The organism is Streptomyces nojiriensis (genome assembly GCF_017639205.1).
In the GTDB taxonomy this organism is placed as follows: Bacteria; Actinomycetota; Actinomycetes; order Streptomycetales; family Streptomycetaceae; genus Streptomyces; species Streptomyces nojiriensis.
The window spans coordinates 3,022,501-3,046,213 of sequence record NZ_CP071139.1 but is presented as its reverse complement, the minus strand read 5'-3'; the positions used below and the strand labels follow the sequence as shown (position 1 = coordinate 3,046,213).

General features: G+C 72.8%; 21 protein-coding genes. 11 read left to right on the top strand and 10 right to left on the bottom strand.

Going from position 1 to position 23,713, the window contains the following annotated elements:
• Nucleotides 1–26: 26 nt before the first annotated feature.
• The 4 genes from pelF to JYK04_RS14190 are packed head-to-tail and all read left to right on the top strand — an operon-like array spanning nucleotide 27 to nucleotide 4,604.
• Nucleotides 27–1,553 carry a GT4 family glycosyltransferase PelF gene (gene pelF, locus JYK04_RS14205; protein ID WP_189736362.1) on the top strand — a complete coding sequence of 509 codons (1,527 nt, stop codon included), beginning with the start codon at nucleotides 27–29 and terminating at the stop codon, nucleotides 1,551–1,553.
• A complete protein-coding gene (locus JYK04_RS14200) occupies nucleotides 1,550–3,118 on the top strand; it encodes a hypothetical protein (RefSeq protein ID WP_189736360.1) in 1,569 nt (522 codons plus the stop codon). The genes pelF and JYK04_RS14200 overlap by 4 nt, the downstream gene beginning before the upstream one ends.
• The gene (locus JYK04_RS14195) at nucleotides 3,115–3,798 is read left to right on the top strand and encodes a spherulation-specific family 4 protein (protein WP_229875160.1); all 684 of its coding nucleotides are present in this window, start codon (nucleotides 3,115–3,117) and stop codon (nucleotides 3,796–3,798) included. Before JYK04_RS14200 ends, JYK04_RS14195 begins: the two co-directional genes overlap by 4 nt.
• Entirely contained in the window at nucleotides 3,795–4,604 is an 810-nt protein-coding gene (locus JYK04_RS14190; RefSeq protein ID WP_189736358.1) for an endo alpha-1,4 polygalactosaminidase, read from the top strand. Before JYK04_RS14195 ends, JYK04_RS14190 begins: the two co-directional genes overlap by 4 nt.
• A 232-nt stretch (nucleotides 4,605–4,836) precedes the next feature.
• Here the strand turns inward: JYK04_RS14190 and JYK04_RS14185 are convergent, their stop codons facing one another.
• The 5 genes from JYK04_RS14185 to JYK04_RS14165 all read right to left on the bottom strand — a co-directional run bounded on the left by JYK04_RS14185 (nucleotide 4,837) and on the right by JYK04_RS14165 (nucleotide 11,130).
• A complete protein-coding gene (locus JYK04_RS14185; protein WP_189736356.1) occupies nucleotides 4,837–6,081 on the bottom strand; it encodes a sensor histidine kinase in 1,245 nt (414 codons plus the stop codon).
• Between the two features lie 13 nt (nucleotides 6,082–6,094).
• Nucleotides 6,095–6,796 carry a hypothetical protein gene (locus tag JYK04_RS14180; RefSeq protein WP_189736354.1) on the bottom strand — a complete coding sequence of 234 codons (702 nt, stop codon included), beginning with the start codon at nucleotides 6,794–6,796 and terminating at the stop codon, nucleotides 6,095–6,097.
• Entirely contained in the window at nucleotides 6,793–8,658 is a 1,866-nt protein-coding gene (locus JYK04_RS14175) for a phosphatidylglycerol lysyltransferase domain-containing protein (RefSeq protein ID WP_189736352.1), read from the bottom strand. The genes JYK04_RS14180 and JYK04_RS14175 overlap by 4 nt, the downstream gene beginning before the upstream one ends.
• Nucleotides 8,659–8,740: 82 nt before the next feature.
• Nucleotides 8,741–9,805, bottom strand: coding sequence for a nicotinate-nucleotide--dimethylbenzimidazole phosphoribosyltransferase (cobT, locus tag JYK04_RS14170; protein WP_189736350.1), 1,065 nt, complete (start codon nucleotides 9,803–9,805; stop codon nucleotides 8,741–8,743).
• Between the two features lie 119 nt (nucleotides 9,806–9,924).
• Nucleotides 9,925–11,130, bottom strand: coding sequence for a bifunctional adenosylcobinamide kinase/adenosylcobinamide-phosphate guanylyltransferase (locus tag JYK04_RS14165; RefSeq protein WP_189736348.1), 1,206 nt, complete (start codon nucleotides 11,128–11,130; stop codon nucleotides 9,925–9,927).
• Nucleotides 11,131–11,223: 93 nt separating this feature from the next.
• Here JYK04_RS14165 and JYK04_RS14160 point away from each other — a divergent pair, with 93 nt between their 5' ends.
• Nucleotides 11,224–11,436 (top strand): hypothetical protein, encoded by a 213-nt coding sequence (locus JYK04_RS14160; RefSeq protein ID WP_030389078.1) that lies wholly within the window; start codon nucleotides 11,224–11,226, stop codon nucleotides 11,434–11,436.
• 174 nt (nucleotides 11,437–11,610) lie between these two features.
• Here the strand turns inward: JYK04_RS14160 and JYK04_RS14155 are convergent, their stop codons facing one another.
• Together JYK04_RS14155 and JYK04_RS14150 are read right to left on the bottom strand one after the other, a co-directional pair.
• Nucleotides 11,611–12,402, bottom strand: coding sequence for a class I SAM-dependent methyltransferase (locus tag JYK04_RS14155; protein WP_229875159.1), 792 nt, complete (start codon nucleotides 12,400–12,402; stop codon nucleotides 11,611–11,613).
• 17 nt (nucleotides 12,403–12,419) lie between these two features.
• On the bottom strand, nucleotides 12,420–13,028 hold the full coding sequence (locus JYK04_RS14150; RefSeq protein WP_229875158.1) for a DUF3043 domain-containing protein: 609 nt from the start codon (nucleotides 13,026–13,028) through the stop codon (nucleotides 12,420–12,422).
• Nucleotides 13,029–13,291: 263 nt separating this feature from the next.
• On the opposite strand from JYK04_RS14150, the gene JYK04_RS14145 reads away from it, so the two are divergent.
• Complete coding sequence (locus JYK04_RS14145) at nucleotides 13,292–14,086, top strand: PspA/IM30 family protein (RefSeq protein WP_189736346.1); 795 nt, start codon at nucleotides 13,292–13,294, stop codon at nucleotides 14,084–14,086.
• Nucleotides 14,087–14,099: 13 nt separating this feature from the next.
• Nucleotides 14,100–14,378 carry a PspA-associated protein PspAA gene (pspAA, locus tag JYK04_RS14140; RefSeq protein ID WP_189736344.1) on the top strand — a complete coding sequence of 93 codons (279 nt, stop codon included), beginning with the start codon at nucleotides 14,100–14,102 and terminating at the stop codon, nucleotides 14,376–14,378.
• Nucleotides 14,379–14,451: 73 nt separating this feature from the next.
• Here pspAA and JYK04_RS14135 read toward each other — a convergent pair whose 3' ends face one another.
• Nucleotides 14,452–15,225 (bottom strand): hypothetical protein, encoded by a 774-nt coding sequence (locus JYK04_RS14135; RefSeq protein WP_189736342.1) that lies wholly within the window; start codon nucleotides 15,223–15,225, stop codon nucleotides 14,452–14,454.
• 70 nt (nucleotides 15,226–15,295) lie between these two features.
• On the opposite strand from JYK04_RS14135, the gene cobS reads away from it, so the two are divergent.
• The 3 genes from cobS (at nucleotide 15,296) to JYK04_RS14120 (ending at nucleotide 20,155) form a co-directional block, all read left to right on the top strand.
• Nucleotides 15,296–16,117 carry an adenosylcobinamide-GDP ribazoletransferase gene (cobS, locus tag JYK04_RS14130; RefSeq protein WP_189736340.1) on the top strand — a complete coding sequence of 274 codons (822 nt, stop codon included), beginning with the start codon at nucleotides 15,296–15,298 and terminating at the stop codon, nucleotides 16,115–16,117.
• Between the two features lie 32 nt (nucleotides 16,118–16,149).
• Complete coding sequence (locus JYK04_RS14125; protein ID WP_229875157.1) at nucleotides 16,150–16,878, top strand: response regulator; 729 nt, start codon at nucleotides 16,150–16,152, stop codon at nucleotides 16,876–16,878.
• 136 nt (nucleotides 16,879–17,014) lie between these two features.
• Nucleotides 17,015–20,155, top strand: coding sequence for an efflux RND transporter permease subunit (locus JYK04_RS14120; protein ID WP_189736338.1), 3,141 nt, complete (start codon nucleotides 17,015–17,017; stop codon nucleotides 20,153–20,155).
• A 94-nt stretch (nucleotides 20,156–20,249) separates the two neighbouring features.
• Here JYK04_RS14120 and nadA read toward each other — a convergent pair whose 3' ends face one another.
• A complete protein-coding gene (gene nadA / locus JYK04_RS14115) occupies nucleotides 20,250–21,437 on the bottom strand; it encodes a quinolinate synthase NadA (protein ID WP_189736336.1) in 1,188 nt (395 codons plus the stop codon).
• 293 nt (nucleotides 21,438–21,730) lie between these two features.
• Here nadA and erpA point away from each other — a divergent pair, with 293 nt between their 5' ends.
• Nucleotides 21,731–22,087, top strand: a complete 357-nt coding sequence (gene erpA, locus JYK04_RS14110) for an iron-sulfur cluster insertion protein ErpA (protein WP_030010511.1) — start codon at nucleotides 21,731–21,733, stop codon at nucleotides 22,085–22,087.
• Nucleotides 22,088–22,181: 94 nt separating this feature from the next.
• Here the strand turns inward: erpA and JYK04_RS14105 are convergent, their stop codons facing one another.
• On the bottom strand, nucleotides 22,182–23,642 hold the full coding sequence (locus tag JYK04_RS14105) for a hypothetical protein (RefSeq protein ID WP_189736334.1): 1,461 nt from the start codon (nucleotides 23,640–23,642) through the stop codon (nucleotides 22,182–22,184).
• Nucleotides 23,643–23,713 lie beyond the last annotated feature (71 nt).

The following is a 23,713-nucleotide window of genomic DNA, read 5'->3' as shown; positions in this document are numbered from 1 at the left end:
TTTTCCGTCCTGGGGGGACACACCGCATGAGTCATGGGCGTCACGTCACCATGCTCACCGAAGGCACCTATCCGCACGTCCACGGCGGCGTCAGCACCTGGTGCGACCAACTGGTACGAGGTATGCCGGAGGTCGACTTCAACGTCATAGCCCTGACCGGCTCCGGACGAGAGCCGGTCACCTGGGAACTGCCCCGCAACGTCTACCGGCACACCGCCTTCCCGCTCTGGGGGCCGCTCCCGTCCCGCATCCGCCGGTCGGCCCTGCGCGGCAGGGCCCACCGCCACTTCACCAAGGTCTACGAGAGCTTCCTGCTCTCCCTGCTCGACGCCGAACCCGATCCCGCCCGGCACAGCTTCTCCGAGGCCCTGCGCGAACTGGCCGTCCTCGCCCGGGCCGGAAAACTCGCACCGGCCCTGCGCTCCGAGTCGGTCCTGCGGCTGCTGATGGACGTATGGACCCGGCCCGGGCTCGTCACCGCCGAGGCCGAGCCCACCATCCACGACGCGCTCACCGCCACCGACCTGCTGGAACACGCGCTGCGCCCGCTCGGCGTCCGGATCCCGCCCGACAGCGTCGCGCACGCCGTCAGCAGCGGCCTCGCCACCCTCCCGGCCCTCGCCGCCAAATACCTCGACGGGGTCCCCTTCCTGCTCACCGAGCACGGCATCTACCTGCGCGAGCGCTACCTCGGCTACCGCAGCGCCGCCCAGCGCTGGCCCGTCAAGGCCCTCATGCTCGGCTTCTACCGCGAGCTCAACACCGAGGGCTACCGGCAGGCCGACCTGATCACCCCGTGCAACCAGTACAACCGCCGCTGGGAAGAGCGCGGAGGCGCCGAGTCCGACCGCATCCGCACCGTCTACAACGGCGTCGACCCGCACGCCTTCCCCGAGGCCGGCCCCGAACCCGACGTGCCCACCCTCAGCTGGTGCGGCCGCATCGACCCGATCAAGGACCTCGAAACCCTCATCCGGGCCTACGCCTTCATGCGCGAGGAACTCCCCGCCCTGCGGCTGCGACTCTTCGGCCCCGTCCCGGCCGGCTGCGAGGAGTACAAGATCCGCCTGGAGAAGCTCGCCGCCGAACTCGGCGTGACCGACGGGATCACCTACGAGGGCCGCATCGAGCAGGTGGCCCAGGCCTACGCGGCCGGCAGCGTCGTCATGCTCTCCTCCATCAGCGAGGGCTTCCCCTTCAGCATCATCGAAGCCATGTCCTGCGGCCGCACCACCGTCTCCACCGACGTCGGCGGAGTCCGCGAGGCCGTCGGCGACACCGGCCTCGTCGTACCGCCCCGCGAGCCCGAGACCATGGCCCGCGCCACCCTCGCCCTGCTCCGCGACGACGAACGCCGGGCCGAGCTCGGCCGGATGTCCCGCAAGCGCGTCGTGGAGAAGTTCACCCTCCACCAGTCCGTGGACGGCTTCCGGCACATCTACCGCGAACTCGCCGGCCAGCCCGTCCTGCCCGTCCACGCGGGCGACGAATGGACCCAGCGGCTCGCCGATCCCTGGTACCGCGAACTCGCTGCCGACGGGAGCCTGTGGTGAGCGGATCCCTCTGGCTCAAGCCGCCCGGCTCCGGCCCCGGTTCCGGCTCCGACACGCTCCCGGCCATCCCCCGGCCCCGCCGCGACGGCCCCGGCGCCGGCATCACCGCCGCCGACGCCGCCGCCGACCCCATCGACGAACTCGCCGAGCGCCTCGACGTGTTCATCGCCTCCGCCGTCCACCCCGACGAGATCGCCGCCATCCTCGAATCCGACGGCATGACGGACGAGTACATCCGGCTCACCTACGGCCGGAACGATTCCTTCGGACTCGCCGAGGAGCTCTACGCCCGGGTGCCCCGCTCCTTCCCGGAGCCGGGCGCCGCCCCCGACCCCTGGAAGGTCTCCCTCACCGCCTGCCTGCTCCGCGGGGTGATCTTCGCCCTGCCCGGCCTCGCCTACCTGCTCGGCGCGCCCCTGCTCGAAGGCCCCCAGGACCGCCTCGGCCTGCCCGCCGGGACCCTGACCCTGCTCGCCGGCGCGCTCATCGGCTGGGTCTGGGACCAGACCCTGTCCCACCGGGCCTACTCCTGGCTCGGCCTCGGCGACCGGCGCGCCGCCGGGCGGACCCTGCTCGTCGGAGCCCCCGTCGGCGCCCTGCTGGGCACCGCCGCCGCACTGTCGGTGCCCGGCGGGCCCCCGTTCTCCTACGCCTTCGCTGCCGGACAGGCCTTCTACGTCGGGGCCGCCACCGTCCTGCTGGTCCTCGGCCGGGAACGGGTCCTGCTCGCCGCACTCGCCCCGATGGCCGCCGGAGCACTGCTCTCGCTCTTCGTCGACCTGCCCGTGCCGGTCCGGGTCACCCTGCTCGTGGTGTCCCTGCTGGCCGCCTGCACCCTGGCCCTGCGGGAACTCCCGCTGGCCGCCGGACTCCGGTCCGCCGTGCGCCGGATCCGCGCCTCCGCGGCCCGCCGACCCGGCCACGGCCCCGTGCGCTGGCAGATGCTGCGCGGCGCCGAGGAGGACTTCGCACCCCGCGGACCCCGGATCGGGGACTCGGTGCCCTACGGGGTCTTCGGCCTCGGCACCGGCCTGCTCGTGCTGTACGCCGCCCTCGGGGAGGTCCTCGCCGGAGGCCCCGCCGAGGCGGTCGCCGCCCCCTCGGCGGTGGCCCTCACCCTCAGCATGGGCCCGGCCGAATGGCTGCTCCACCGGTTCCGCAGCGGCACCCTCTCCGGACTCCAGGGAGCCCGCTCGCCCCGGGCCTTCCACCGGCGGATGCTCGCCACCCTGACCCGGTGCCTCGCCGTCTACCTGACCGTCCTGCTGGCCCTGGGGCTGGCCGGCACCCTGCTCTGGCCCGGCGCCCCGGTCCTCACCGGAGTCCGGATCGCGACCCTGCTGCTGCTCGGGGCCGTCATGTGGACCGGGCTGCTCCTGCAGTCCTTCGGCGCGGTCCGGCCCGCGGCCGTGGTCTGCTCCTCGGCCGCCGTCGCCCAGAGCCTGGCCCTGCTGACCGGGCTCGGCCAGCCCCGGGCGGTCCAGCTGGTGGTGGCGGGCGCCGCCGCCACCGTACTGGCCACCCTGGTCTGCCTGCTCCTCGGCCGGGCGACCGCCCACCGATGACCGAAAAGAAGGACCCCATGCTGCTGGTGCCCCTCTACGAGCATCCCGCCGACCGGCCGGAAGCCTGGGAGCGGCTCATCCGCTCCGCCGGCCGGCTGCACTCGGTGGTCCTCAACCCCGACAGCGGACCGGGCGCCGCCCGCGACGAACGGTTCGCCGTCGTCGCCGCACGGCTGCGCGAGGCCGGGGTACCCGTCCTCGGGTACGCCGACACCGACTACGGGCGGCGCCCGCACGCCGAGGTGGTGCAGGACCTGCTGCGCCACCGCGACTGGTACGCCACCGACGGGGCCTTCCTCGACCAGGCCTCCGCCGACCCGGAGCTGCTCCCGCACTACGGGCGGCTCGCGGTCGCCGCCCGGGCCGCGGGCGCCCGTACCCTCGTCCTCAACCACGGGGTCCACCCGCACCCCGGCTACGCCGACCTCGCCGACCTGCTCGTCACCTTCGAGGGCCCCTGGGACGCCTACCGGGACGCGGCCGCCGCACCGCCCTGGACCGCCGACCATCCCGCCCAGCGGTTCTGCCACCTCGTGTACGCCGTCCCGCCGGGCGCGCTCGCCGCCCGGCTCGCCGAGGAACTCGCCGCCGAACGCGGGGCCGGGGTGCACTGCGCCGTCCCGGGCAGCGGCGCGCACCCCTGGGGGACCCTGCCGTACGTCCTGGAGGCGGCGGGATGAGGAAGATCGCACTCCTGCTGGCGGTGCCCCTGCTGCTGCTCGCGGCGTGTACGGCCGAGCCGGAACCGGAACGTGACGGGCTGTCGCCCGACCCGCCGCCGGGGCAGCGCTGGCAGCCGAAGCCGGGGGTCGGCTGGCAGTGGCAGCTCACCGGGAAGCTCGACACCTCGGTGAAGGCGGCCGTGTACGACGTCGACGGGTTCAACACCACCAAGGAGCAGGTGGCGACCCTGAAGAAGGCCGGCCGCAAGACCATCTGCTACATCTCCACCGGCGCCTGGGAGGACTTCCGGCCGGACGCCGCCGCCTTCCCGAAGGCGCTGCTGGGCGAGGGCAACGGCTGGGACGGCGAACGCTGGCTGGACATCCGGCGCCTGGCGGAACTGGAACCGCTGATGGGCAAGCGGTTCGACATGTGCAAGGTGAAGGGCTTCGACGCGGTGGAGCCCGACAACATGGACGGCTACGCCAACCGGTCCGGCTTCCCGCTGACCGCGGACGACCAGCTGAAGTACAACCGCCTGATCGCCCGGATGGTGCACGAGCGGGGCATGTCGGTCGGCCTGAAGAACGACCTGGACCAGATCCCGGAGCTGGTGGGCGACTTCGACTTCGCGGTGAACGAGCAGTGCATGGAGTACGAGGAGTGCGACCGGTACGTGCCGTTCATCGACGCGGGCAAGGCGGTGTTCCACGTGGAGTACGAGGGCAAACTGAACCGCTGGTGCCCGCGCGCCCGTGCGGCGAAGCTGAGCTCGCTCCAGAAGCGGTACGACTTGGACGCGTGGCGCCAAGTCTGCCAATAGCCTCGCCGGCCGTATCCGGCCTCGCCGGCGTTCGAGGCGCAGGTCCGGGCGGAGCCCGGTGCCCGGCGGAGCCGGGTTTCCTGGGGCTCCGCCCCAGACCCCGCGCCTCGAACGCCGGCGAGGCTGAGTGTGCCGGCCCCAGGCAGGGATGGCCGGACCAGGCTGGATGTGCCCGGACACAGGCTGGGAGGCCGGACCGAGGTCGGGTTTGTCCGGACCGACGCTGGGGCGGCTAGCCGAGGGGGAGGATGGCGTGGACGCGGTAGCCGCCGCCGTAGCGGGGGCCCGCGAAGCAGGTGCCGCCCAGTGCGCCGGTGCGCTCCCGCATGCCGAGGAGGCCGTGGCCGCCGCCCGGCGGATCGGCCGGTTCCGGGGCCGGCCCGGCCACCTCGCCGCCGTCGTCGAGGACCGTCACCTCCACCGACGGCCCGACCCGGACCACGCTGACCTCCGCCTTCGCCCCCGGCCCCGCGTGCTTGCGCACGTTCGTCAGCGCCTCCTGGATCACCCGGTACGCCGCCAGGTCCACCGCCGCGGGGAGCGCCCCCGGCTCGCCGTCCACCTGGACGATGACCTCCACCGGCAGCCCGGCGTGCCGGAAGGTGTCCACCAGCTCGTCCAGGACGCCGAGCCCGGGCGCGGGCTCCGTCGGTGCCTCCGGGTCGCCGGACTGCCGCAGCAGCCCGACGGTGGCCCGCAGTTCGTTCAGCGCCGACCGGCTGGCGTCCCGTACGTGCGCCAGCGCCTCCTTCGCCTGGTCCGGGCGCTTGTCCATGACGTGCGCGGCCACTCCCGCCTGCACGTTGACCAGGGCGATGTGATGGGCCACCACGTCGTGCAGGTCCCGGGCGATCCGCAGCCGCTCCTCGGCGACCCGCCGCCGGGCCTCCTCGTCCCGGGTCCGCTCGGCGCGCTCGGCCCGCTCCCGGATGGCGTCGACGAAGGCCCGCCGGCTGCGTACGGCGTCCCCGGCGGCCGCGGCCATCCCGGTCCAGGCGAAGATCCCGATGTTCTCCTGGGCGTACCAGGGCAGCGGCCCGGCCAGCATGGCCACACCGGTCAGCCCCGCCATGGTGAGCAGCCCGATCCGCCAGGTCGTCGGCCGGTCGGTGTGGGCGGCCACGGTGTACAGGGCGATCACCGTGCACATGGCGACGGGCGCCCGCGGCTCCCCGGTGGTCAGCTCCAGCAGGGAAAGCCCGCAGGTCACGGCGAGCACGGCGCGCGGCTGCCGGCGCCGGAACACCAGGGCGGCCGCGCCGAGCAGCATCAGCAGCAGCGAGAACGGCTCCGGGGTGCGCGTCCCGAACGTGGGTCCGTGCGGCCCGTGCGGATCGGCGAAGGAGCCGACGACCATGGCGACGAACGCCCCGAACGCCAGCACGGCATCGGTGGCGAGCGGATGGGCCCGCATCCACTGCCGGGTGGGGGCGAACCGCCCGAGGTCTGTCGTCACCCGGATACGGTACGGCCTCATCCGCCGGCGCCCCCTACGGCGGAGGGTGGGACCCCAGCGCGACGCGGGACCGCACCGGACCCCAGCGCGCCCGCACCACGCACACCGCCATGACGGCCGTGATCGCCGCCAGGTGCTCCTTGCCCGCCAGGTTGTCCTTGACCAGCACCTCGCCGATCATCGCCAGGATCACCAGGGCGCCGGTCAGGTAAGCCCGATAGCGCCAGCACACGTAGATGGCCAGCCCCACCACCGCCGCCGAGGGCCCGGTGTCGTTGACGATCCGGTCGGACACCGGCAGACCGAGGGGATGTTCCGGCCCGAGCGCGAGCCCGATCCGCGCGTACGTGGTCCCGGCGAGGGTGGCGACGTAGCCGATCAGCAGGGTGCGCCACCAGCCGATGCAGATCTCGGCGATGCCGAAGACGAGCAGGATCTGGGCGAGCGCCCCCCACACCGGCAGGTCCAGGGCGGGGACGAACAGGGACAGCGGGGTGCGCAGCAGGGCCAGCCCGAGCGGGTCGGCGGCTTTGACCGAGCCGAGGTCCTGGACCGGCTGGAACCCCCAGGAGGTGTTCTGCACGATCTGGAAGACCGAGGTCAGACAGACCGCGCCGATGGTCATCGGGATCGCCCGCCACCTGTCGCGCACGAGCGCGTCCCGGACGGTCCAGAACAGGGGTCCCCACTCACGGCGGGCGAACCGCCGGAGTGAGGAGGTGTTCCACGCTGTCAACGGCGGGTCTCCAGGTGTCTGCGGTGCAGCCACTTCGGAAGGCCGGGGGCCTCCAGGAAGCCTTCGGCCCGTCCGGCCGCGACACCGATCCGCAGCAGGTCCGAACTCTTCTCGAAGAGCATGAACCGCGGTTCCCAGATCGGCCGGTATTTGGCGTTGGCCCGGTAGAGGGACTCGATCTGCCACCAGCGGGAGAAGAAGCTGAGCAGCGAGCGCCACATCCGCAGCACGGGACCGGCGCCGAGCCGGGAACCGCGCTCGAAGACGGACCGGAACATCGCGAAGTTGAGGGAGACCTGGGTGACCCCGATCTCCTTGGAGCGTTCGAGGAGTTCGATGACCATGAACTCCATCAGGCCGTTCTCGGAGTCCCGGTCGCGGCGCATCAGGTCCAGCGACAGACCCTTGGGCCCCCACGGTACGAAGGACAGCACGGCCCGCAGCTCGCCGTTGCCGTCGGTGCACTCCAGCATCACGCACTGGCCGTCGGCGGGGTCGCCCAGCCGGCCCAGCGCCATGGAGAAGCCGCGCTCGGTGGCGCCGTCGCGCCAGTCGTCGGCGCGGCGCACCAGCTCGGCCATCTCGTCGGACGGGATGTCGTCGTGGCGGCGGATGCGGACGGTGTACCCGGCCCGCTTGACGCGGTTGAAGGCCTGCCGGACGGTCCGCATGGCGCGGCCCTCCAGGGTGAAGTCGGCGGTCTCGACGATCGCCTCGTCACCGAGTTCCAGGGCGTCCAGGCCGTGCCGGGCGTAGATCTGCCCGGCCTCCTCGCTCGCCCCCATCACGGCCGGCACCCAGCCGTGCTCGCGGGCCTCGGCCAGCCAGGGATCGATGGCGCCCGGCCAGGCCTCGGGGTCGCCGATCGGGTCGCCGGAGGCCAGGGAGACCCCGCCGACGACGCGATAGGTGACGGCGGCCTTGCCGGTGGGGGACCAGATGACGGACTTCTCGCGGCGCAGCGCGAAGTAGCCGAGCGAGTCGCGGTCGCCCTGGCGGGCCAGCAGGGCCCGCAGCCGCTCCTCGTCCTCCTCGCTGATCGGGTCGACGGCGCGGCGCGAGCGGAAGGCGGCGAACAGCACGGCGAGCAGCAGCAGCATCGACATGACGTTGATGAAGACGTCCACCCAGCCGGGCGTGGTGATCGCCTCGGAGGCCCGTTCACCGGGCGTCAGGGTGATCAGCCGCATCACGCCGTACCACCAGCGCTCCGGGAAGGAGGCCTCCGAGGCGATCGGGGAGGTGTTGGTGGCGCCGACGAGCAGGGCCGCGACCAGCGAGGTGAGCAGCAGGCCGATGGCGGCGACGGCGCTGGCGAGCGCGGGGTTGGAGCGGTCGCCCTTGGCGTAGAACTCGTGGCGGCCCAGCAGCAGGGCCGCCGTGAAGGCGGCGGTCAGGACCAGGGAGACCCAGTTCTGCGTGTGCTCGCGGATCTCCTCGTGCGTGGAGAGCGCGTAGGCGAGCAGCAGCGCCAGGAGGCCGCTGAGGACGAGGTTGAGGATCCAGGAGGCCCGCTTGCGGCGGCCGAGGGTGACGGCGAGCAGCAGCGTGAACAGTCCGGAGGCGAACCCCGCGGTGAGCATGTACGGGGTGTAGAAGTCCTCGATGTTGTGGCGCCTGAGGTCCTGCCCGAGCGAAACCCACACCGCGCTGAGGAAGTTGACGAAGGTGACGGCGCGCAGGTACCACACCGCGAACGCGGCGCCGTGCCGTGAGCGGGCGCTCCCCCGGCCGGTCTCCCGGCCGCTCGCCGCCGCCCTGCCGGCGGGGTCGCCGCCGGTCTCTTTCCTGCCGGCTGACGGACCGGTCGCCGGTGCGGCGGTGCGGTCGGTCTCTGCGCTGGTCAAACGGACCTCTCCCATAAAAAGCGATCATATGGGGCGCAGCTGTCCGTGATTGCGCGGTCGGGGCCTCGGCCTGGTCAGGACCGGGGGCCCCGGCGGCTCATTCCGTCGGCTCCTCCACCGCCCGCTCCGGGAGTTCCGCCGCGAGTGCGGCGGCCGCCTGGACGAGGGGGAGGGCCAGCAATGCCCCGGTACCTTCACCTACTGTGACGCCGTGATCGAGCACCGGGTTGAGCGCCATTCGGTCAAGTGCCTTCGCCTGGCCCGGCTCGCCGCTGGCCTGTCCGGCCAGCCACCAGTCCGGAGCCCGGAACGCGGCCCGCTGGGCCACCAGCCCGCACGCCGCCGAAACGACACCGTCAAGGATGACCGGAGTACGGCGCACCGCACACTGGAGGAGGAATCCGGTGATGGCGGCCACGTCCGCACCGCCGACCGCGGCCAGCAGCGCCACCTGGTCGCCCAGGACCGGGCGGGCCCGGCGCAGCGCGTCGCGGATCGCCGCGCACTTGCGCATCCAGGCCAGGTCGTCGATGGGCACGCCGCCGCGGCCGGTGACCACCGAGGCATCGGTTCCGCACAGGGCGGCGACGAGGGTCGCGGCGACCGTGGTCCCGCCCACGCTCAGGTCACCGAGGACGACCAGATCCGTTCCGGAGTCGGCCTCCTCGTCGGCGATCCGCATCCCGAGCCGCACCGCGGCCTCGGCCTCCTCGGCCGTCAGCGCGTCCTCCACGTCGATCCGGCCGCTGCCGCGCCGCACCCGGTGCCCGACCACGTCCGCGGGGAGCAGCTCGGGATCGCAGTCGAGGCCGGCGTCGACGATCCGTATGGTGGCGCCGAGCCGGCCGGCCAGGACGGCCACGGGGCTGGCCCCGTCGAGGACGGCACGCACCAGTTCGTGGCCGGTGGACGCGGCCCGGGCGGAAACGCCCTGGGCGGCGATCCCGTGGTCGGCGGCGAACAGCACCACGCGGGGGCGCTCGATCGGTTTGACCGGAACCTGCCCCTGCGCGGCGGCGAGCCACTCGGCGAGTTCGTCGAGCCGGCCCAGCGCGCCGGGCGGGACGGCGAGGCGCTCACGGCGTTCCTCGGCGTCACGCCGGACGCCCCCGTCGGGGCGCTCGATCAGATCGGAGAAGTCGTCGAGATTCAGCGTGCTCATCTGCCAGAGAGTACAGCCGGTAAGGCCCTCCCTCAGGCCTTCGGTGACCGGTCGTCGGACTGCCGGGCGCCCCGCCACTCCGATGCCTTCCCCCGCCATTCCTCGAGCCATTCCTCGGGCTATTCCTTGAGCACGGTCACCAGACCCGCGACGACGAGGAGTACGTGCTCGCACTGGCCCGCGACGGCCGCGTTCAGCCGGCCCAGCTCGTCGCGGAAGCGGCGGCCCGCGGCGGTCGCCGGGACGACGCCGGAGCCGACCTCGTTGCTGACCAGCACCACGGGACGGCGGGTCGCGCGCACGGCCGCCACCAGCTCGGCGGTCCGCCCGGCGAGCTGCTGCTGCCCGCTCTCGGCCCACACCGCGTCGTCCCACGCCCCGGCCCGGTCCATCGCGTCCGTCAGCCACAGCGCCAGGCAGTCGATCAGCAGCGGCGGCCCGTCGGCGGCCAGCAGCGGAACCAGCTCGCACGTCTCCACCGTCCGCCAGCCGCCCGGCCGGCGCTCCCGGTGCAGGTCGACGCGCTCGGCCCATTCCGGGTCGCCGTCCCGGGTGCCGGAGGTGGCCACGTAGACCACCTCCGGGAAGGACTCCAGCCGCCGCTCCGCCTCCACGGACTTGCCGGAGCGGGCCCCGCCCAGCACCAGGGTCCGGCGCGGCAGCTCCGGCACCGCGGGGTACTCCCCGACGATCACGGTCGTCCCGTCCGGCACCGCCCGGGCCCCGGCCGCCGCGCACCGGCGCTCCAGCTCCCGGCCCGGCGGGGTGTCGTGGTCCAGGTGGACGGCGATCACGTCCGTCGCCGGACCGACGGCGCCGCTCGCCCGCAGCCGCGCCAGCGCCTCGGGCCGGCCCAGCACATCCATCAGGACCATGTCGTACGGGCGCCGCCCGGCCTGGTCGGCGAGCCCGGCCGGGGCCCCGCCCGGCGGCAGGTACAGCAGCCGGGCGCCGTCCGGGCCCGTCACCTCGTACCCGGTGCCCGGCGCGTCCATCGGCACCGCCCGCACCCGGTGCCCGGAGATCACCGCGAGCTCCCGCCCGTCCGGCACCCGCCCGGCGGCCGGCAGCCCGGGCGGCAGCTCGACCGCGGGCCCGTCGTGCGGGTGGGTCAGCAGCACCTGCCGCACACCGGCCAGCGAATGCCCGGCCCGGGCGCCCGCCAGCACCGCCCCGGGCGTCAGGTCCAGCAGCAGCGCCCCGTCGACGAGGACGGCCGTGGCGGCGCGCGAGCGCGAGCCGACGGAGACGGCGCAGGCCGCACAGGGGCAGCCGGGGCGGGGCAGGCCCTCGGGTGTTCCGGTGCCGAGCAGAGTGAGTTCCACAGGATGATCCTCCCGCGTCGCCGAGACTGCTGCGCGCCCGGTTACTCTGCGGGCACACTCAGGACAGGAAGCGTGCGAGCAACGGAGGCGGACATGGCGTGGACGTGGCGGTTCGAGACGGCCGACGGCACCGAGACGAGCCCGTCGGTGGTACCCGAGGAGTTCACCACGCAGGGGGACGCGGAGTCCTGGATCGGCGAGTACTGGAAGGACCTGCTGGAAGGCGGCGTCGAGCAGGTGAAGCTGTCCGACGACGCCGGGACCGAGCTCTACACGATGAGCCTGCGCGCCGCCCTGGACGCGTAGCCCTGCCGGGGGCTCGGCGGATCTAGGGGACGCCCCCCGGGGCCGGAGCCGAAGACGAGGAAGGGGCGGGCCGCAGGAGAACCGCGGCCCGCCCCTTCCTCGTGCATGTCCCGTACGGGTCTGCGGCCGGGCGCGGCGGCGGACCCGTACCGGCTCGCGACCCGGTCGGCGGGGCTAGCCCCGTACCCCGCACAGGTGCAGCAGCGCCGCCACACCGCGGTAGGGGTCGGTCCGGCCGGCGCGGTCCTCGGCGGCCAGCAGGCGTTCCAGCTCCTCGTCGGGCGGCAGGACCTCGCCCGCCTCGGTGCCGTCGGTGAAGACGCGGACGCCGTACCAGGACTGCAGCGGGGCGCCGATCCCCGACAGGGTCGCCGTCAGTCCGGCCAGCCGGTCCGCGCGGACGTCCAGGCCCAGCCGGTTCGTGTACTCGGTGGAGTCGAACGCGTCCAGCGCGCCCTGCCAGTCGCCGCCCAGCCCCGGCCGCATGGCGAGCGCGTCGCCGTTGCGCACCAGCAGGGACAGCAGGCCGCCCGGGGCCAGCATCCGGGCCAGCCCGGCCAGCATGGCGTCCGGTTCGGGCACGTACATCAGCACCCCGTGGCACAGCACCACGTCGAAGCTGCCCGGCAGGAAGTGGGCCCCGGTCTCGCGGCCGTCGCCCTCCAGGAGGGTGACCCGGTCGCGGATCCCCTCGGGCTCGGCGGCCAGCGCCTCACGGGCGACGTCCAGCATGGCGGGGTCCTGCTCCAGGCCCGTCACCTTGTGCCCGGCGCGCGCCAGCCGCAGCGCCTGCGTGCCCTGGCCCATGCCGACGTCGAGGACGCGCAGCCGCTGCCCGACCGGGAAGCGCTGCGCGATCTGTTCGTCGACCTGCCGGCCCACGAGCTCCTGCCGGACGGCGTTGCGCAGTCCGCCCAGGCCTTCGAGCCAGAGCCGGGCGCCTTCCGCGAAGCCTTCCCCCGACATGCCGGGCGTCGCTCGGCTCAGGGCCGTTCCCCGCGCTTGACCTGCGGCTTCGGGAGGCGGAGCCGGCGCATCTGGAGGGTGCGCATGAGGCCGTAGGCGATGGCGCCGCGGCGGGGCTCGTCCGGGAAGCGCGTGACCAGGGCCTTGCGGAGGCGGAACCACAGGCCGATGGAGTCGAGCAGGATCAGGACGATCACGACGAGCCACAGCGTCAGCGCGATGGTCTGGATCGAGGGCTGGCGCACCATGCTCAGCACCAGGATGATCACCGCCAGGGGCAGGAACATCTCGGCGACCGAGTAGCGGGAGTCCACGTAGTCGCGGACGAACCGGCGGACGGGACCCTTGTCACGGGTGGGCAGGTAACGCTCGTCGCCATTGGCCAGCGCTTCGCGCTGCTTGGCCATCTCGGTACGGCGACGCTCACGGGCTCGCTTGGCATCCTCCTTGCGATTGCCGGTCGAGGCCACCACGGCCTTGCGCTGCGACTGGGCCACAGCACGCTTCGGCGTAGGGCGGCCCTTCGGGGCCTGCGGGTCACGGGGCTGCGAGAGGTCGGCGCTCACCTTGTCGGCGGCGGCGGCCTTCTCTTCCTTGGAGGAGCGGCTACCAAACACAAAACCCAAGCCTACGTGGTTGCGGGCACGGGCCCCACCCCGCCGGGGAACGATCCGGCAACGGCGGGCGTCCTTCCCCTTGCACGGTACGTGCGGTGGGCCCGCCCTCCTGGGATCACCTACTCCTTACGCCTGATGGGGCGCGGGCGTAGTCGTCCTGGAGGAGGAGCACATCCGTACTCGAACAGTGCGGTAATGGAGACAGGGCCCGTACTGTGGGTTCTGTCGGTGACCTGGAGCACAGTCCGTCTAGAAGGGGGCGCGCGAAGCCCATGAGCGGTGTCATGAAGCGTATGGGGATGATCTTCCGCGCGAAGGCGAACAAGGCCCTTGACCGGGCCGAGGACCCGCGCGAAACCCTCGACTACTCGTACCAGAAGCAGCTGGAGCTGCTGCAGAAGGTGCGCCGCGGAGTCGCCGACGTGGCGACCTCCCGCAAGCGCCTGGAGCTGCAGCTGAACCAGCTCCAGGGGCAGTCCGCCAAGCTGGAGGACCAGGGCCGCAAGGCCCTCGCCCTGGGCCGCGAGGACCTGGCCCGTGAGGCCCTGTCCCGGCGCGCCTCGCTCCAGCAGCAGGTCAGCGACCTGGAGGTGCAGCACCAGACCCTGCAGGGCGAGGAGGAGAAGCTGACCCTCGCCGCCCAGCGGCTCCAGGCCAAGGTGGACGCCTTCCGCACGAAGAAGGAGACCATCAAGGCCACGTACACGGCGGCCCAGGCGCAGACCCGGATCGCGGAGTCCTTCTCCGGTATCTCCGAGGAGATGAGCGACGTCGGCCTGGCCATCCAGCGGGCCGAGGACAAGACCGCCCAGCTGCAGGCCCGCGCCGGTGCGATCGACGAGCTGCTGGCCTCCGGCGCGCTCGACGACCAGAGCGGCCTCGGTTCCAAGGACGACATCCAGGCCGAGCTGGACCGCCTCTCGGGCGGTACCGACGTGGAGCTGGAGCTCCAGCGCATGAAGGCCGAGCTGGCGGGCGGCCCGTCCGCCCAGCAGCAGGCCATCGAGGGCGGTGCGCAGGGCAACGGGCAGCAGCCGCCGACTCCGCACCGGTTCGACAAGCAGTAGGACGGGGCCCGTCATGATTGTCCGCATCATGGGGGAAGGCCAGGTGGAAGTGGCCGACAGCCACTTCCCCGAGCTCAACAGGCTGGACGACGAACTGCTCGCGGAGCTGGAGGGCGGTGACGAGGAGGGCTTCCGGCGGACGCTGGGCGCACTGCTCGACGCCGTCCGGCGGCTCGGCACGCCGCTCCCGGACGACGCGCTGGAGCCGTCCGAGCTGATCCTCCCCGGTGCGGGCGCCGCTCTGGACGAGGTCAGGGAGATGCTCAGCGACGACGGCCTGATCCCGGGCTGAGTCCCGGGCCGGACGCACCGACGGCACGGCGGCGGGCCCTCCTCCTTCGACGGGGGAGGGCCCGCCGCCGTCGTCAGTGCCGGGGCGGCCCCTCCAGGGGGACGGGGTGGTCCGGGTCCGGGGTCCCGCCGATGAAGTTCTCGAACCTGCGGCGCGGACCCGCCCAGCGCCGGTCGTGGTGGAAGGCGCGCAGCCCGGCCTTGGCCCGGGCGCGCGGCCGGTTCGCGTAGAACCTCTTCGCGTACGGGGATCCGGGCCGGGCCAGCCGGATCGCGCCGACCAGCGCCACGAAGGGCACGACCACGCCGAAGAGCGCGGTGCGGGCCTTGCCCTTCCACAGGGCGACCAGGGCGAGGAAGAAGTTGGTGGCCCCGTTCATGACGACCAGGCCGCGGCTCTCGCGCTCCTGGGCCGACAGGTCGTTCACCCCGAAGGGCACGAAACCGCCGATGACCAGGGCCACGACGGCGGCCGTGATCACCACGAGCTCCACGCTCTTGCGGCCCTGCTCGCTCCAGTACACGTCGTCGAGGTGCAGGATGAGCGCGAACTCGTCCAGGACCAGGCCCGCGCCCAGGCCGAAGATCACGGCGGAGGCGTACGCGCCGAAGCCGTACCGGCCGCTGCCGACCGCGCCGAAGCCGCCGATGATCACGAGGATCACGCCCGGCACCACGTGGTGGATGTGCAGACCGCCCGGGGTGACGTTCTTGAAGGGGCCCCGGCCGGCCCGGATCAGCCGGGTGATCACACGGGTGACCAGGAACGACATCACGAAGGAGAGCAGGGCGAGCAGGAGCGGCAGCTTCCCCGGTTCGACGATGTTCCGATACCACCAGTGACCCATCCCACTGACTCCCTATTTGGCATGTAATGGGTAATTTACCGCTCGCGTCGAGCGGGTACCGTTCCCGCCGATGACAGATTCGTACGACGGCCCGCCCCAGACGCCGCCCGCGGAACGCGCCTCGTTCCCCGACGGCCTCCGTTTCGCGTTCGGCACCCTCACGGTGCTGCCCGCCCGCATCACCCGCTGGGACCGCCCCGCCGCCCGCACCGGAATGGCCTGCGCCCCGCTCGCCGGACTGGTCGTCGGCGTGCTCGCGGCCCTGCCCGGAGCGATCGTGCTGCTGCTCGGCGGGGGCCCGCTGCTCGCCGCGGCCCTCACCGTCGCCGTACCGGCCGCACTCACCCGGGGACTGCACCTCGACGGCCTCGCCGACACGGCCGACGGCCTCGGCAGCGCCAAACCCGCCGACGAGGCCCTGCGGATCATGAAACAGTCCGACATCGGCCCCTTCGGCGTCGTGGCCCTGGTGATCGTGCTGCTCCTGCAGGCGGCCGCCCTCTCCGACATCTACGCCGACAGCTGGATCCGCGGCGCCCTCGCCGCCGTGGTCGCCGCCGTGGCGGCCCGCCTCGCCATGACCCTGGCCTGCCGGGAAGGCGTCCCGGCCGCCCGCCCCGGGGGGCTCGGCGCCGCCGTCGCCGGGGTGGTCCCGCGCCGCGCCGCCGCCCTGATCGCCGTGCTCACCGTCGCCCTGGCCGCGGCCGCCGCACTCCCGCTGGGCCTGCCCGCCGCCGGCCGGAGCGCGGCGGCGGTCCTGGCCGCCCTGCTCGCCGCGGAACTGCTGCTCCGCCGCTGCGTACGCCGCTTCGACGGGGTCACCGGTGACGTCTTCGGCGCCCTCGCGGAGGTCGCGGCGACCACCGCCCTGATCGTCCTCGCCCTGGGCTGAGCGCGGACGGCGGTCCCGCGTACCCTCACCCCGTGGACCAACTTGCGACGGACCTGCCCTCCGCCGCGCCCGTCAGGGTGCTGCTCGCCGACGACCAGGCGCTGCTGCGCAGCGCCTTCAAGGTGCTCGTCGACTCCGAGCCCGACATGGAGGTCGTCGGGGAGGCCTCCGACGGGGCGCAGGCCTTCGAACTCGCCCGCCGGACGCGCCCCGACGTCGTCCTCATGGACATCCGGATGCCCGGCACCGACGGGCTCGCCGCCACCCGCATGATCAGCGCGGACCCGGAACTCGCCGGTGTGCGCGTGGTGATGCTGACGACCTTCGAGGTCGACGAGTACGTGGTCTCGGCCCTGCGGGCCGGCGCCTCCGGCTTCCTCGGCAAGGGGGCCGAACCCGAGGAGCTGCTCAACGCGATCCGCGTCGCCGCGGCCGGCGAGGCGCTCCTCTCCCCGGCCGCCACCAAGGGGCTCATCGCCACCTTCCTCGCCCAGGGCGGCGGCGCCGACCCGGCCGCCACCGGAGCCTCCGCAGGGGCGCACGCGCAGCGGCTCGCCGCGCTGACCGTCCGGGAGCGCGAGGTCCTCGTACACGTCGCGGCCGGACTGTCGAACGACGGGATCGCCGGGCGGCTGGAGGTCAGCCCGCTGACCGTCAAGACCCACGTGAACCGGGCCATGGCCAAGCTCGGCGCCCGCGACCGGGCCCAATTGGTTGTTATTGCCTACGAATCGGGACTGGTCCGCCCGCGCGCGGAGTAGCGCCGCCCCGTACGGCGTACTCCAGACGCGGTATGCCGCACATAAGGACGGCACCTGCGAGCGACGAAACGCGCCACCCCGGTGCGACAGGGTAGGAGTGCCCTCGCGTTCGTCACTGCAGAGAGATCTCATACCCATGTCCTGGCTGTCCCGCTTCAGCCTGGCCCAAAGGGCCTTGGTCGGCCTCGTGTCGATCGTCGCGCTCCTCTTCGGCGCCATAGCCATCCCGCAGCTCAAGCAGCAGCTGCTGCCCTCCATCGAATTGCCGATGGTGTCCGTGCTCGCGCCGTACCAGGGCGCCTCGCCCGACGTGGTCGAGAAGCAGGTCGTCGAACCGATCGAGGCCATGCTCAAGGGTGTCGACGGCCTCACCGGCATCACCTCCACCGCCAGCGAGGGCAACGCCCTCATCATGGCCACCTTCGACTACGGCGACAGCGGCACCAAGCAGCTCGTCGCCGACGTCCAGCAGGCCGTGAACCGGGCCCGCGTCCGGCTGCCCGCCGAGGTGGACCCGCAGGTCGTGGCCGGTTCCACCGACGACATCCCGACCGTCATCCTGGCCGTCACCGCCGACAAGGACCAGCAGGCGCTCGCCGACCAGCTGGAACGTTCCGTCGTCCCCGTCCTCTCGGACATCGAGGGCGTCGGCCAGGTCACCGTCGACGGCGTCCAGGACCTCCAGGTCACCGTCACCCCCGACAACGCCAAGCTCGCGGCCGCCGGCCTCGACGGCGCCAAGCTCGCCGAGGGCCTCCAGGCGGGCGGCGCTGCCGTCCCCGCAGGCTCCTTCGACGAGGCCGGCAAGAACCGCACCGTGCGCGTGGGCTCCGGCTACACCTCCCTCGCCCAGCTGGAAGAGCTGCGCCTGACCCCCGGCCCGGGCAAGCCGGCCGTCCGCCTCGGCGACGTCGCCACCGTCAAGCAGGAGCCGGCCAAGGCCGTCTCCATCACCCGCACCAACGGCAAGCCCAGCCTCGCCCTCGTCCTCACCATGGACAAGGACGGCAGCGCCGTCGCGATCTCCGACGCGGTCAAGGACAAGCTGCCCGAGCTGCGCACCGCGCTCGGCGCCGGCGCCGACCTGACCGTCGTCAGCGACCAGGGCCCGGCCGTCGCCAAGTCCATCTCCAGCCTCACCACCGAAGGCATGCTCGGCCTGCTCTTCGCGGTGATCGTGATCCTGGTCTTCCTGGCCTCGCTGCGCTCGACGCTGGTCACGGCGGTCTCCATCCCGCTGTCCGTCGTCCTCGCGCTCATCGTGCTGTGGACCCGCGACCTGTCGCTCAACATGCTGACCCTGGGCGCCCTCACCATCGCCATCGGCCGCGTGGTCGACGACTCGATCGTGGTCCTGGAGAACATCAAGCGCCACCTCGGCTACGGCGAGGAGCGCGAGGCCGCGATCATCACCGCGGTCAAGGAGGTCGCCGGCGCGGTCACCTCCTCCACCCTCACCACCGTCGCCGTCTTCCTGCCGATCGGCCTCACCGACGGCATGATCGGCGAGCTCTTCGGCTCCTTCTCGCTCACCGTCACCGCGGCCCTGCTGGCCTCGCTGCTCGTCTCGCTGACGGTCGTACCGGTGCTCTCGTACTGGTTCCTGAGCGCACCCAAGGGCGTCGAGCCCGGCAACGCCGAGAGCGCGGCCAAGGCCCGCCGCGAGGCCGAGGAGAAGGAGGCGCGCAGCCGCCTCCAGCTCTTCTACGTCCGCGTCCTGGGCTTCGCCACCCGGCGCCGGGTGACCAGTGTGGCCATCGCGGTGGTCGTCCTGATCGGCACCTTCGGGATGACCCCGCTGCTGAAGACCAACTTCTTCGACCAGGGCGAGCAGGAGGTCCTGACGGTCAAGCAGGAACTCGCCCCCGGCACCTCGCTGGCCGCCTCCGACGAGGCGAGCCGCAAGGTCGAGCAGGTGCTGGCCTCGGTCGACGGGGTCAAGAGCTACCAGGTCACCGTCGGCTCCTCCGGCTTCCTCGCGGCCTTCGGCGGCGGTACGGGCTCCAACCAGGCCTCGTACCAGGTCAGCCTGAAGGACTCCGGCAAGGCCGACGCCGTCAAGAAGGGCATCGAGGGCAAGCTGGCCGCTCTCGACGGCATCGGCGAGACCCGCATCGTGGCGGGCGACGGCTTCGGCAGCCAGAACCTCAGCGTGGTCGTCAAGGCCGGCGACGGCAAGGTCCTCGCCGAGGCCGCCGAGCAGGTCCGGGGCGAGGTCGCGAAGCTCAAGAACGTCGCCGACGTACAGAGCGACCTGTCCCAGTCCGTGCCCCGCATCTCCGTGACCGCCACCCCCAAGGCGGCCGAGGCCGGCCTCAACCAGGCCGCGCTCGGCGCGATCGTCGCCCAGGCCGTCCGGGGCAACCCGGCGGGCAAGGCCGTACTCGACGACACCGAGCGGGACATCGTCATCAGGTCCGCGCAGCCGGCCACCACCCTGGCCGAACTGCAGGCGCTCCCGGTCGGCCCGGCCAAGCTCGGCGACATCGCCGAGGTCAAGGAGGTCCCCGGCCCGGTCGCGATGACCCGGATCGACGGCGCCCGCGCCGCCACCATCACCGCACGGCCGCTCGGCGACAACACCGGCGCGGTCAGCGCCGAGCTGCAGACCAAGCTCAAGGCCCTGCACCTGCCGGAGGGCGCCACCGCGTCCATCGGAGGCGTCTCCGAGGACCAGGACGAGGCCTTCGGCTCGCTGGGCCTGGCCATGCTCGCGGCCATCGCGATCGTGTTCATGCTGCTGGTCGCGACCTTCCGGTCGCTGGTCCAGCCGCTGATCCTGCTGGTCTCCATCCCGTTCGCGGCGACCGGCGCACTCGGCCTGCTCATCGCCACCGGCACCCCGATGGGCGTCCCGGCGATGATCGGCATGCTGATGCTCATCGGCATCGTGGTGACCAACGCGATCGTCCTGATCGACCTGGTCAACCAGTACCGCGCCCAGGGCCTGGGCGTCGTGGAAGCGGTCATCGAGGGCGGCCGGCACCGGCTGCGCCCGATCCTGATGACGGCCCTGGCGACGATCTTCGCGCTGCTCCCGATGGCGCTGGGCGTCACCGGCGAGGGCGGCTTCATCTCGCAGCCGCTCGCGGTCGTGGTGATCGGCGGCCTGGTCAGCTCCACCCTGCTGACGCTGCTGCTCGTGCCGACCCTCTACACGATGGTCGAGCTCCGCAAGGAGCGCCGCCGCGCCAAGCGCGCGGCGAAGCGCGAGGCCCGCCTGACGGTGGTCCCGGCCCCCTCCGCCGCGGAGGACGAGGTCCCGGCCAAGGCCTGACACCCGTCGCACGACGGCCGAAGGGCCGCTCCTCGGATCGAGGGGCGGCCCTTCGGGCGTGTACGGGGGAGAAGCGGCGCTACGGGAGCGGCGGCTACGGGAGCGCCAGCATCCGCTCCAGCGCGAGCTTCGCGAAGCTCTCCGTCTCCTTGTCGACCTGGATCTGGTTGACGAGGTTGCCCTCGGCCAGGGACTCCAGGGTCCACACCAGGTGCGGGAGGTCGATGCGGTTCATCGTCGAGCAGAAGCAGACGGTCTTGTCGAGGAAGACGACTTCCTTGTCCTCGGCGGCGAATCGGTTCGCCAGGCGGCGGACCAGGTTCAGCTCGGTGCCGATGGCCCACTTGGAACCGGCCGGGGCCGCCTCCAGCGCCTTGATGATGTACTCCGTCGAGCCGACGTAGTCCGCGGCCGCCACGACCTCGTGCTTGCACTCGGGGTGGACCAGGACGTTCACGCCGGGGATCCGGGCGCGGACGTCGTTGACCGAGTCGACCGAGAACCGGCCGTGCACCGAGCAGTGCCCGCGCCACAGGATCATCTTGGCGTTCCGCAGCTGCTCGGCCGTGAGGCCGCCGTTCGGCTTGTGCGGGTTGTAGAGCACGCAGTCGTCCAGGGACATGCCCATGTCGCGGACGGCGGTGTTGCGGCCCAGGTGCTGGTCCGGGAGGAAGAGGATCTTCTCGCCCTGCTCGAACGCCCACTCCAGGGCCTTCTTCGCGTTGGACGAGGTGCAGATCGTGCCGCCGTGCTTGCCGGTGAACGCCTTGATGTCGGCGGAGGAGTTCATGTACGAGACGGGCACCGTGACGCCGGCGACGCCGGCCTCGGTCAGCACGTCCCAGCACTCCGCGACCTGCTCGGCGGTGGCCATGTCGGCCATCGAGCAGCCGGCGGCCAGATCCGGCAGGACCACCTTCTGGTCGTCCGAGGTCAGGATGTCCGCGGACTCGGCCATGAAGTGCACGCCGCAGAAGACGATGTACTCCGCCTCCGGCTTGGCGGCCGCGTCCTTGGCCAGCTTGAAGGAGTCGCCGGTGACGTCCGCGAACTCGATGACCTCGTCGCGCTGGTAGTGGTGACCCAGGATGAAGACCTTGTCCCCGAGCTTCTCCTTGGCCGCGCGGGCACGCGCCACGAGGTTCGGGTCCGACGGCGAGGGCAGGTCGCCGGGGCACTCCACCCCGCGCTCGCTCTTGGGGTCGGCCTCACGGCCGAGCAGCAGCAGGGCAAGGGGCGTCGGCTGGACGTCCAACGGCTGGGCGGTGGTCACGACACGCACCCTTTCTGTTCTGCGACAAGGGGTTTCTGGATCATCACATCGACTTCTCGTCTACTTGACGTTATCTATCATAACCGCTTCACGTCAGTTTGACGATGCCGATAGTGTCAATGTGACGCATCAGCCCACGATTCGCCGGGCCCACCCCCTCGCGCGGTGTGCGAGCATGGAATATCTGAAACAAGCGTCGGGTCCCGGAATGAATCCGCGGTCCCGCTCGTTGCCACCGACGGCAAGAGTCCGACGTTTCCCCGCCCCCGGCGGGGAGCCGCCCACTTCGGGAGTGAATGCAGATGTCCGTACAGGACGACAAGACCACTGTGAGCGACGGCATCCTCCTGTCCGACGCCGCCGCCGAGAAGGTCAGGACCCTGCTGGAGCAGGAAGGCCGCGATGACCTGGCGCTCCGCGTCGCCGTCCAGCCCGGTGGCTGCTCCGGCCTGCGCTACCAGCTCTTCTTCGACGAGCGCTCCCTCGACGGCGACGTCGTGAAGGACTTCGACGGTGTGAAGGTCGTCACGGACCGGATGAGCTCCCCGTACCTCCACGGTGCCTCGATCGACTTCGTCGACACCATCGAGAAGCAGGGCTTCACGATCGACAACCCCAACGCCACGGGCTCCTGCGCCTGCGGCGACTCGTTCAGCTAAGCCTGAACGCCCACGAGGGCCCGTCCCCGGTCGAATCCGACCGGGGACGGGCCCTCGTGACGTACCCGGTCCCGGGCCGCACCCGGGACCCCGGCTACTGCCGGGGGATCGGCTTGCCCGTGGTCGCGTCGAGCACCTTCCGGTCACCCAGCGGCTGCTGCAGCGCCACCGTCAAGGACATCTCCTGCGCCAGCATGATGCAGGCCTGACCCGGCTTGTTCGGGGTGTCCGTGATCTTCACCAGGACCGATTCCGCCTGCTCCCGCGCCTCCATGGCGTAGGTGCTGCACACACTGCCCCAGAAGTTCACGGTCAGCTTCCGGTCGGCCTCCGCGTACGAGAACCCGGTCACCGTGCGCAGGTCCTTCGGGCCCGGAGTGCCCTCCTGGGCGGCCGCCGCCGGCTGGGCCACCGTGCGGCCGGGCGCGCCGCCCTGGCCCGCCACCTCGAAGAGCCAGGCCGGAACCAGACCCTGCGCCCCGTTCACCGTGCCGGGGACCAGCCCGAGCACGGCGCCCTTCACCGACTCCGTCCGCGGCGGCTTCATCGGCCGCGGCTCCGGGTTGCACGGCACCGCGTCCGTGGACGACACCGCGGTGTCCGCCGCCAGCGGAACCGCGCTCGCGCAACCGCTGGGCTCGGGATTGCCCTCCCCGCCGCCCGACTTCGCGTTCAGCCGGGCCAGCGCCTCCACGGCCCCGACCACCTGCTGGTCGGCCGCCCGCACGGGCGCCTTCAGCTCCCCGTTGCCCCCCACCACCGATCCGTCGGAGCCCACGCTGACCTTCGTGGACCAGCCCTGCGTGGGCAGCCCGCCGACCACCGGGTCGGCGGCCACCACCCGTACCGACCCCTGGTGGGACCGGGCGTCCTGCTGGGCCCCCGCCACCCCCGCGGCGGCCAGTACGGGGGCCGCGGCGGCCTTGGCGGCCTCCTCCGACACCGGCTTGCCCGTCTCGGCCCCGCCGCCCGCGCTCGCCCCCGGGTCCTGCGGGAGGGTGGCCGGGCCACAGGTGTCCTTGCCGCGCGCACAGTCGTCCCCGGCGCCGTTGCCCGTGCCGTTGCCCGGGGCCCGGAAGCGTGCGAAGTTCCACGTCCCCGGCGCCGTACGGGCCACGGTGAGCCGGGGCCCGGAACCGTCGGCGGCCTCCCCGGCCAGCCAGACGTCCCCGCTCAGGCGCGGCTCGCCGGGCAGGCCCAAGGCCGCCGCGAGGCGGGCCACCTCCGCCGAGGTGACCTCACCGGACAGCGCGTAGGTGGGCGCGCCGGCCGGGGCCTCCGGAAGCTTCACGTCCGCCCGGTAGACCACCCCGCCGCCGGACGGGTCGGGCTCCCCGGGCGCGATGCCCGGCCCCGAGGGGTCTCCCGCGTCGCGGGGCGCGGAGGCCGCGCTGTCAGCCGTACGGTGGCCCTGCCCACCGTCGCCGTAGGCGGTCGACGCCCAGTACGCGGTGCCGCCGCCCGCCAGCAGGACGGCGGCCGCGATCGAGCCGACGGCCCAGGCGGGCCGCCGCCGTGTGCCGCGTGATGTCTCGTCGGGTCCTTCGCTGGTCACCGCATCGCTCCTTCACCGGTCCCGTCGTACCTGATGCGGGTGTGACGGAGCGGGAGCGCAACCGGTTCCCT

What these genes read in the sequence shown, in the direction of transcription:
- JYK04_RS14145 (WP_189736346.1), top strand. Translation starts at nt 13,292, where the DNA reads ATGAGCGGTGTCATGAAGCGTATGGGGATGATCTTCCGCGCGAAGGCG.
- cobT (WP_189736350.1), bottom strand. Translation starts at nt 9,805, where the DNA reads ATGAGCACGCTGAATCTCGACGACTTCTCCGATCTGATCGAGCGCCCC.
- JYK04_RS14190 (WP_189736358.1), top strand. Translation starts at nt 3,795, where the DNA reads ATGAGGAAGATCGCACTCCTGCTGGCGGTGCCCCTGCTGCTGCTCGCG.
- JYK04_RS14175 (WP_189736352.1), bottom strand. Translation starts at nt 8,658, where the DNA reads ATGGGAGAGGTCCGTTTGACCAGCGCAGAGACCGACCGCACCGCCGCA.
- erpA (WP_030010511.1), top strand. Translation starts at nt 21,731, where the DNA reads ATGTCCGTACAGGACGACAAGACCACTGTGAGCGACGGCATCCTCCTG.
- pspAA (WP_189736344.1), top strand. Translation starts at nt 14,100, where the DNA reads ATGATTGTCCGCATCATGGGGGAAGGCCAGGTGGAAGTGGCCGACAGC.
- pelF (WP_189736362.1), top strand. Translation starts at nt 27, where the DNA reads ATGAGTCATGGGCGTCACGTCACCATGCTCACCGAAGGCACCTATCCG.
- JYK04_RS14135 (WP_189736342.1), bottom strand. Translation starts at nt 15,225, where the DNA reads ATGGGTCACTGGTGGTATCGGAACATCGTCGAACCGGGGAAGCTGCCG.
- cobS (WP_189736340.1), top strand. Translation starts at nt 15,296, where the DNA reads ATGACAGATTCGTACGACGGCCCGCCCCAGACGCCGCCCGCGGAACGC.
- JYK04_RS14155 (WP_229875159.1), bottom strand. Translation starts at nt 12,402, where the DNA reads ATGTCGGGGGAAGGCTTCGCGGAAGGCGCCCGGCTCTGGCTCGAAGGC.
- JYK04_RS14195 (WP_229875160.1), top strand. Translation starts at nt 3,115, where the DNA reads ATGACCGAAAAGAAGGACCCCATGCTGCTGGTGCCCCTCTACGAGCAT.
- JYK04_RS14160 (WP_030389078.1), top strand. Translation starts at nt 11,224, where the DNA reads ATGGCGTGGACGTGGCGGTTCGAGACGGCCGACGGCACCGAGACGAGC.
- JYK04_RS14120 (WP_189736338.1), top strand. Translation starts at nt 17,015, where the DNA reads ATGTCCTGGCTGTCCCGCTTCAGCCTGGCCCAAAGGGCCTTGGTCGGC.
- JYK04_RS14185 (WP_189736356.1), bottom strand. Translation starts at nt 6,081, where the DNA reads ATGAGGCCGTACCGTATCCGGGTGACGACAGACCTCGGGCGGTTCGCC.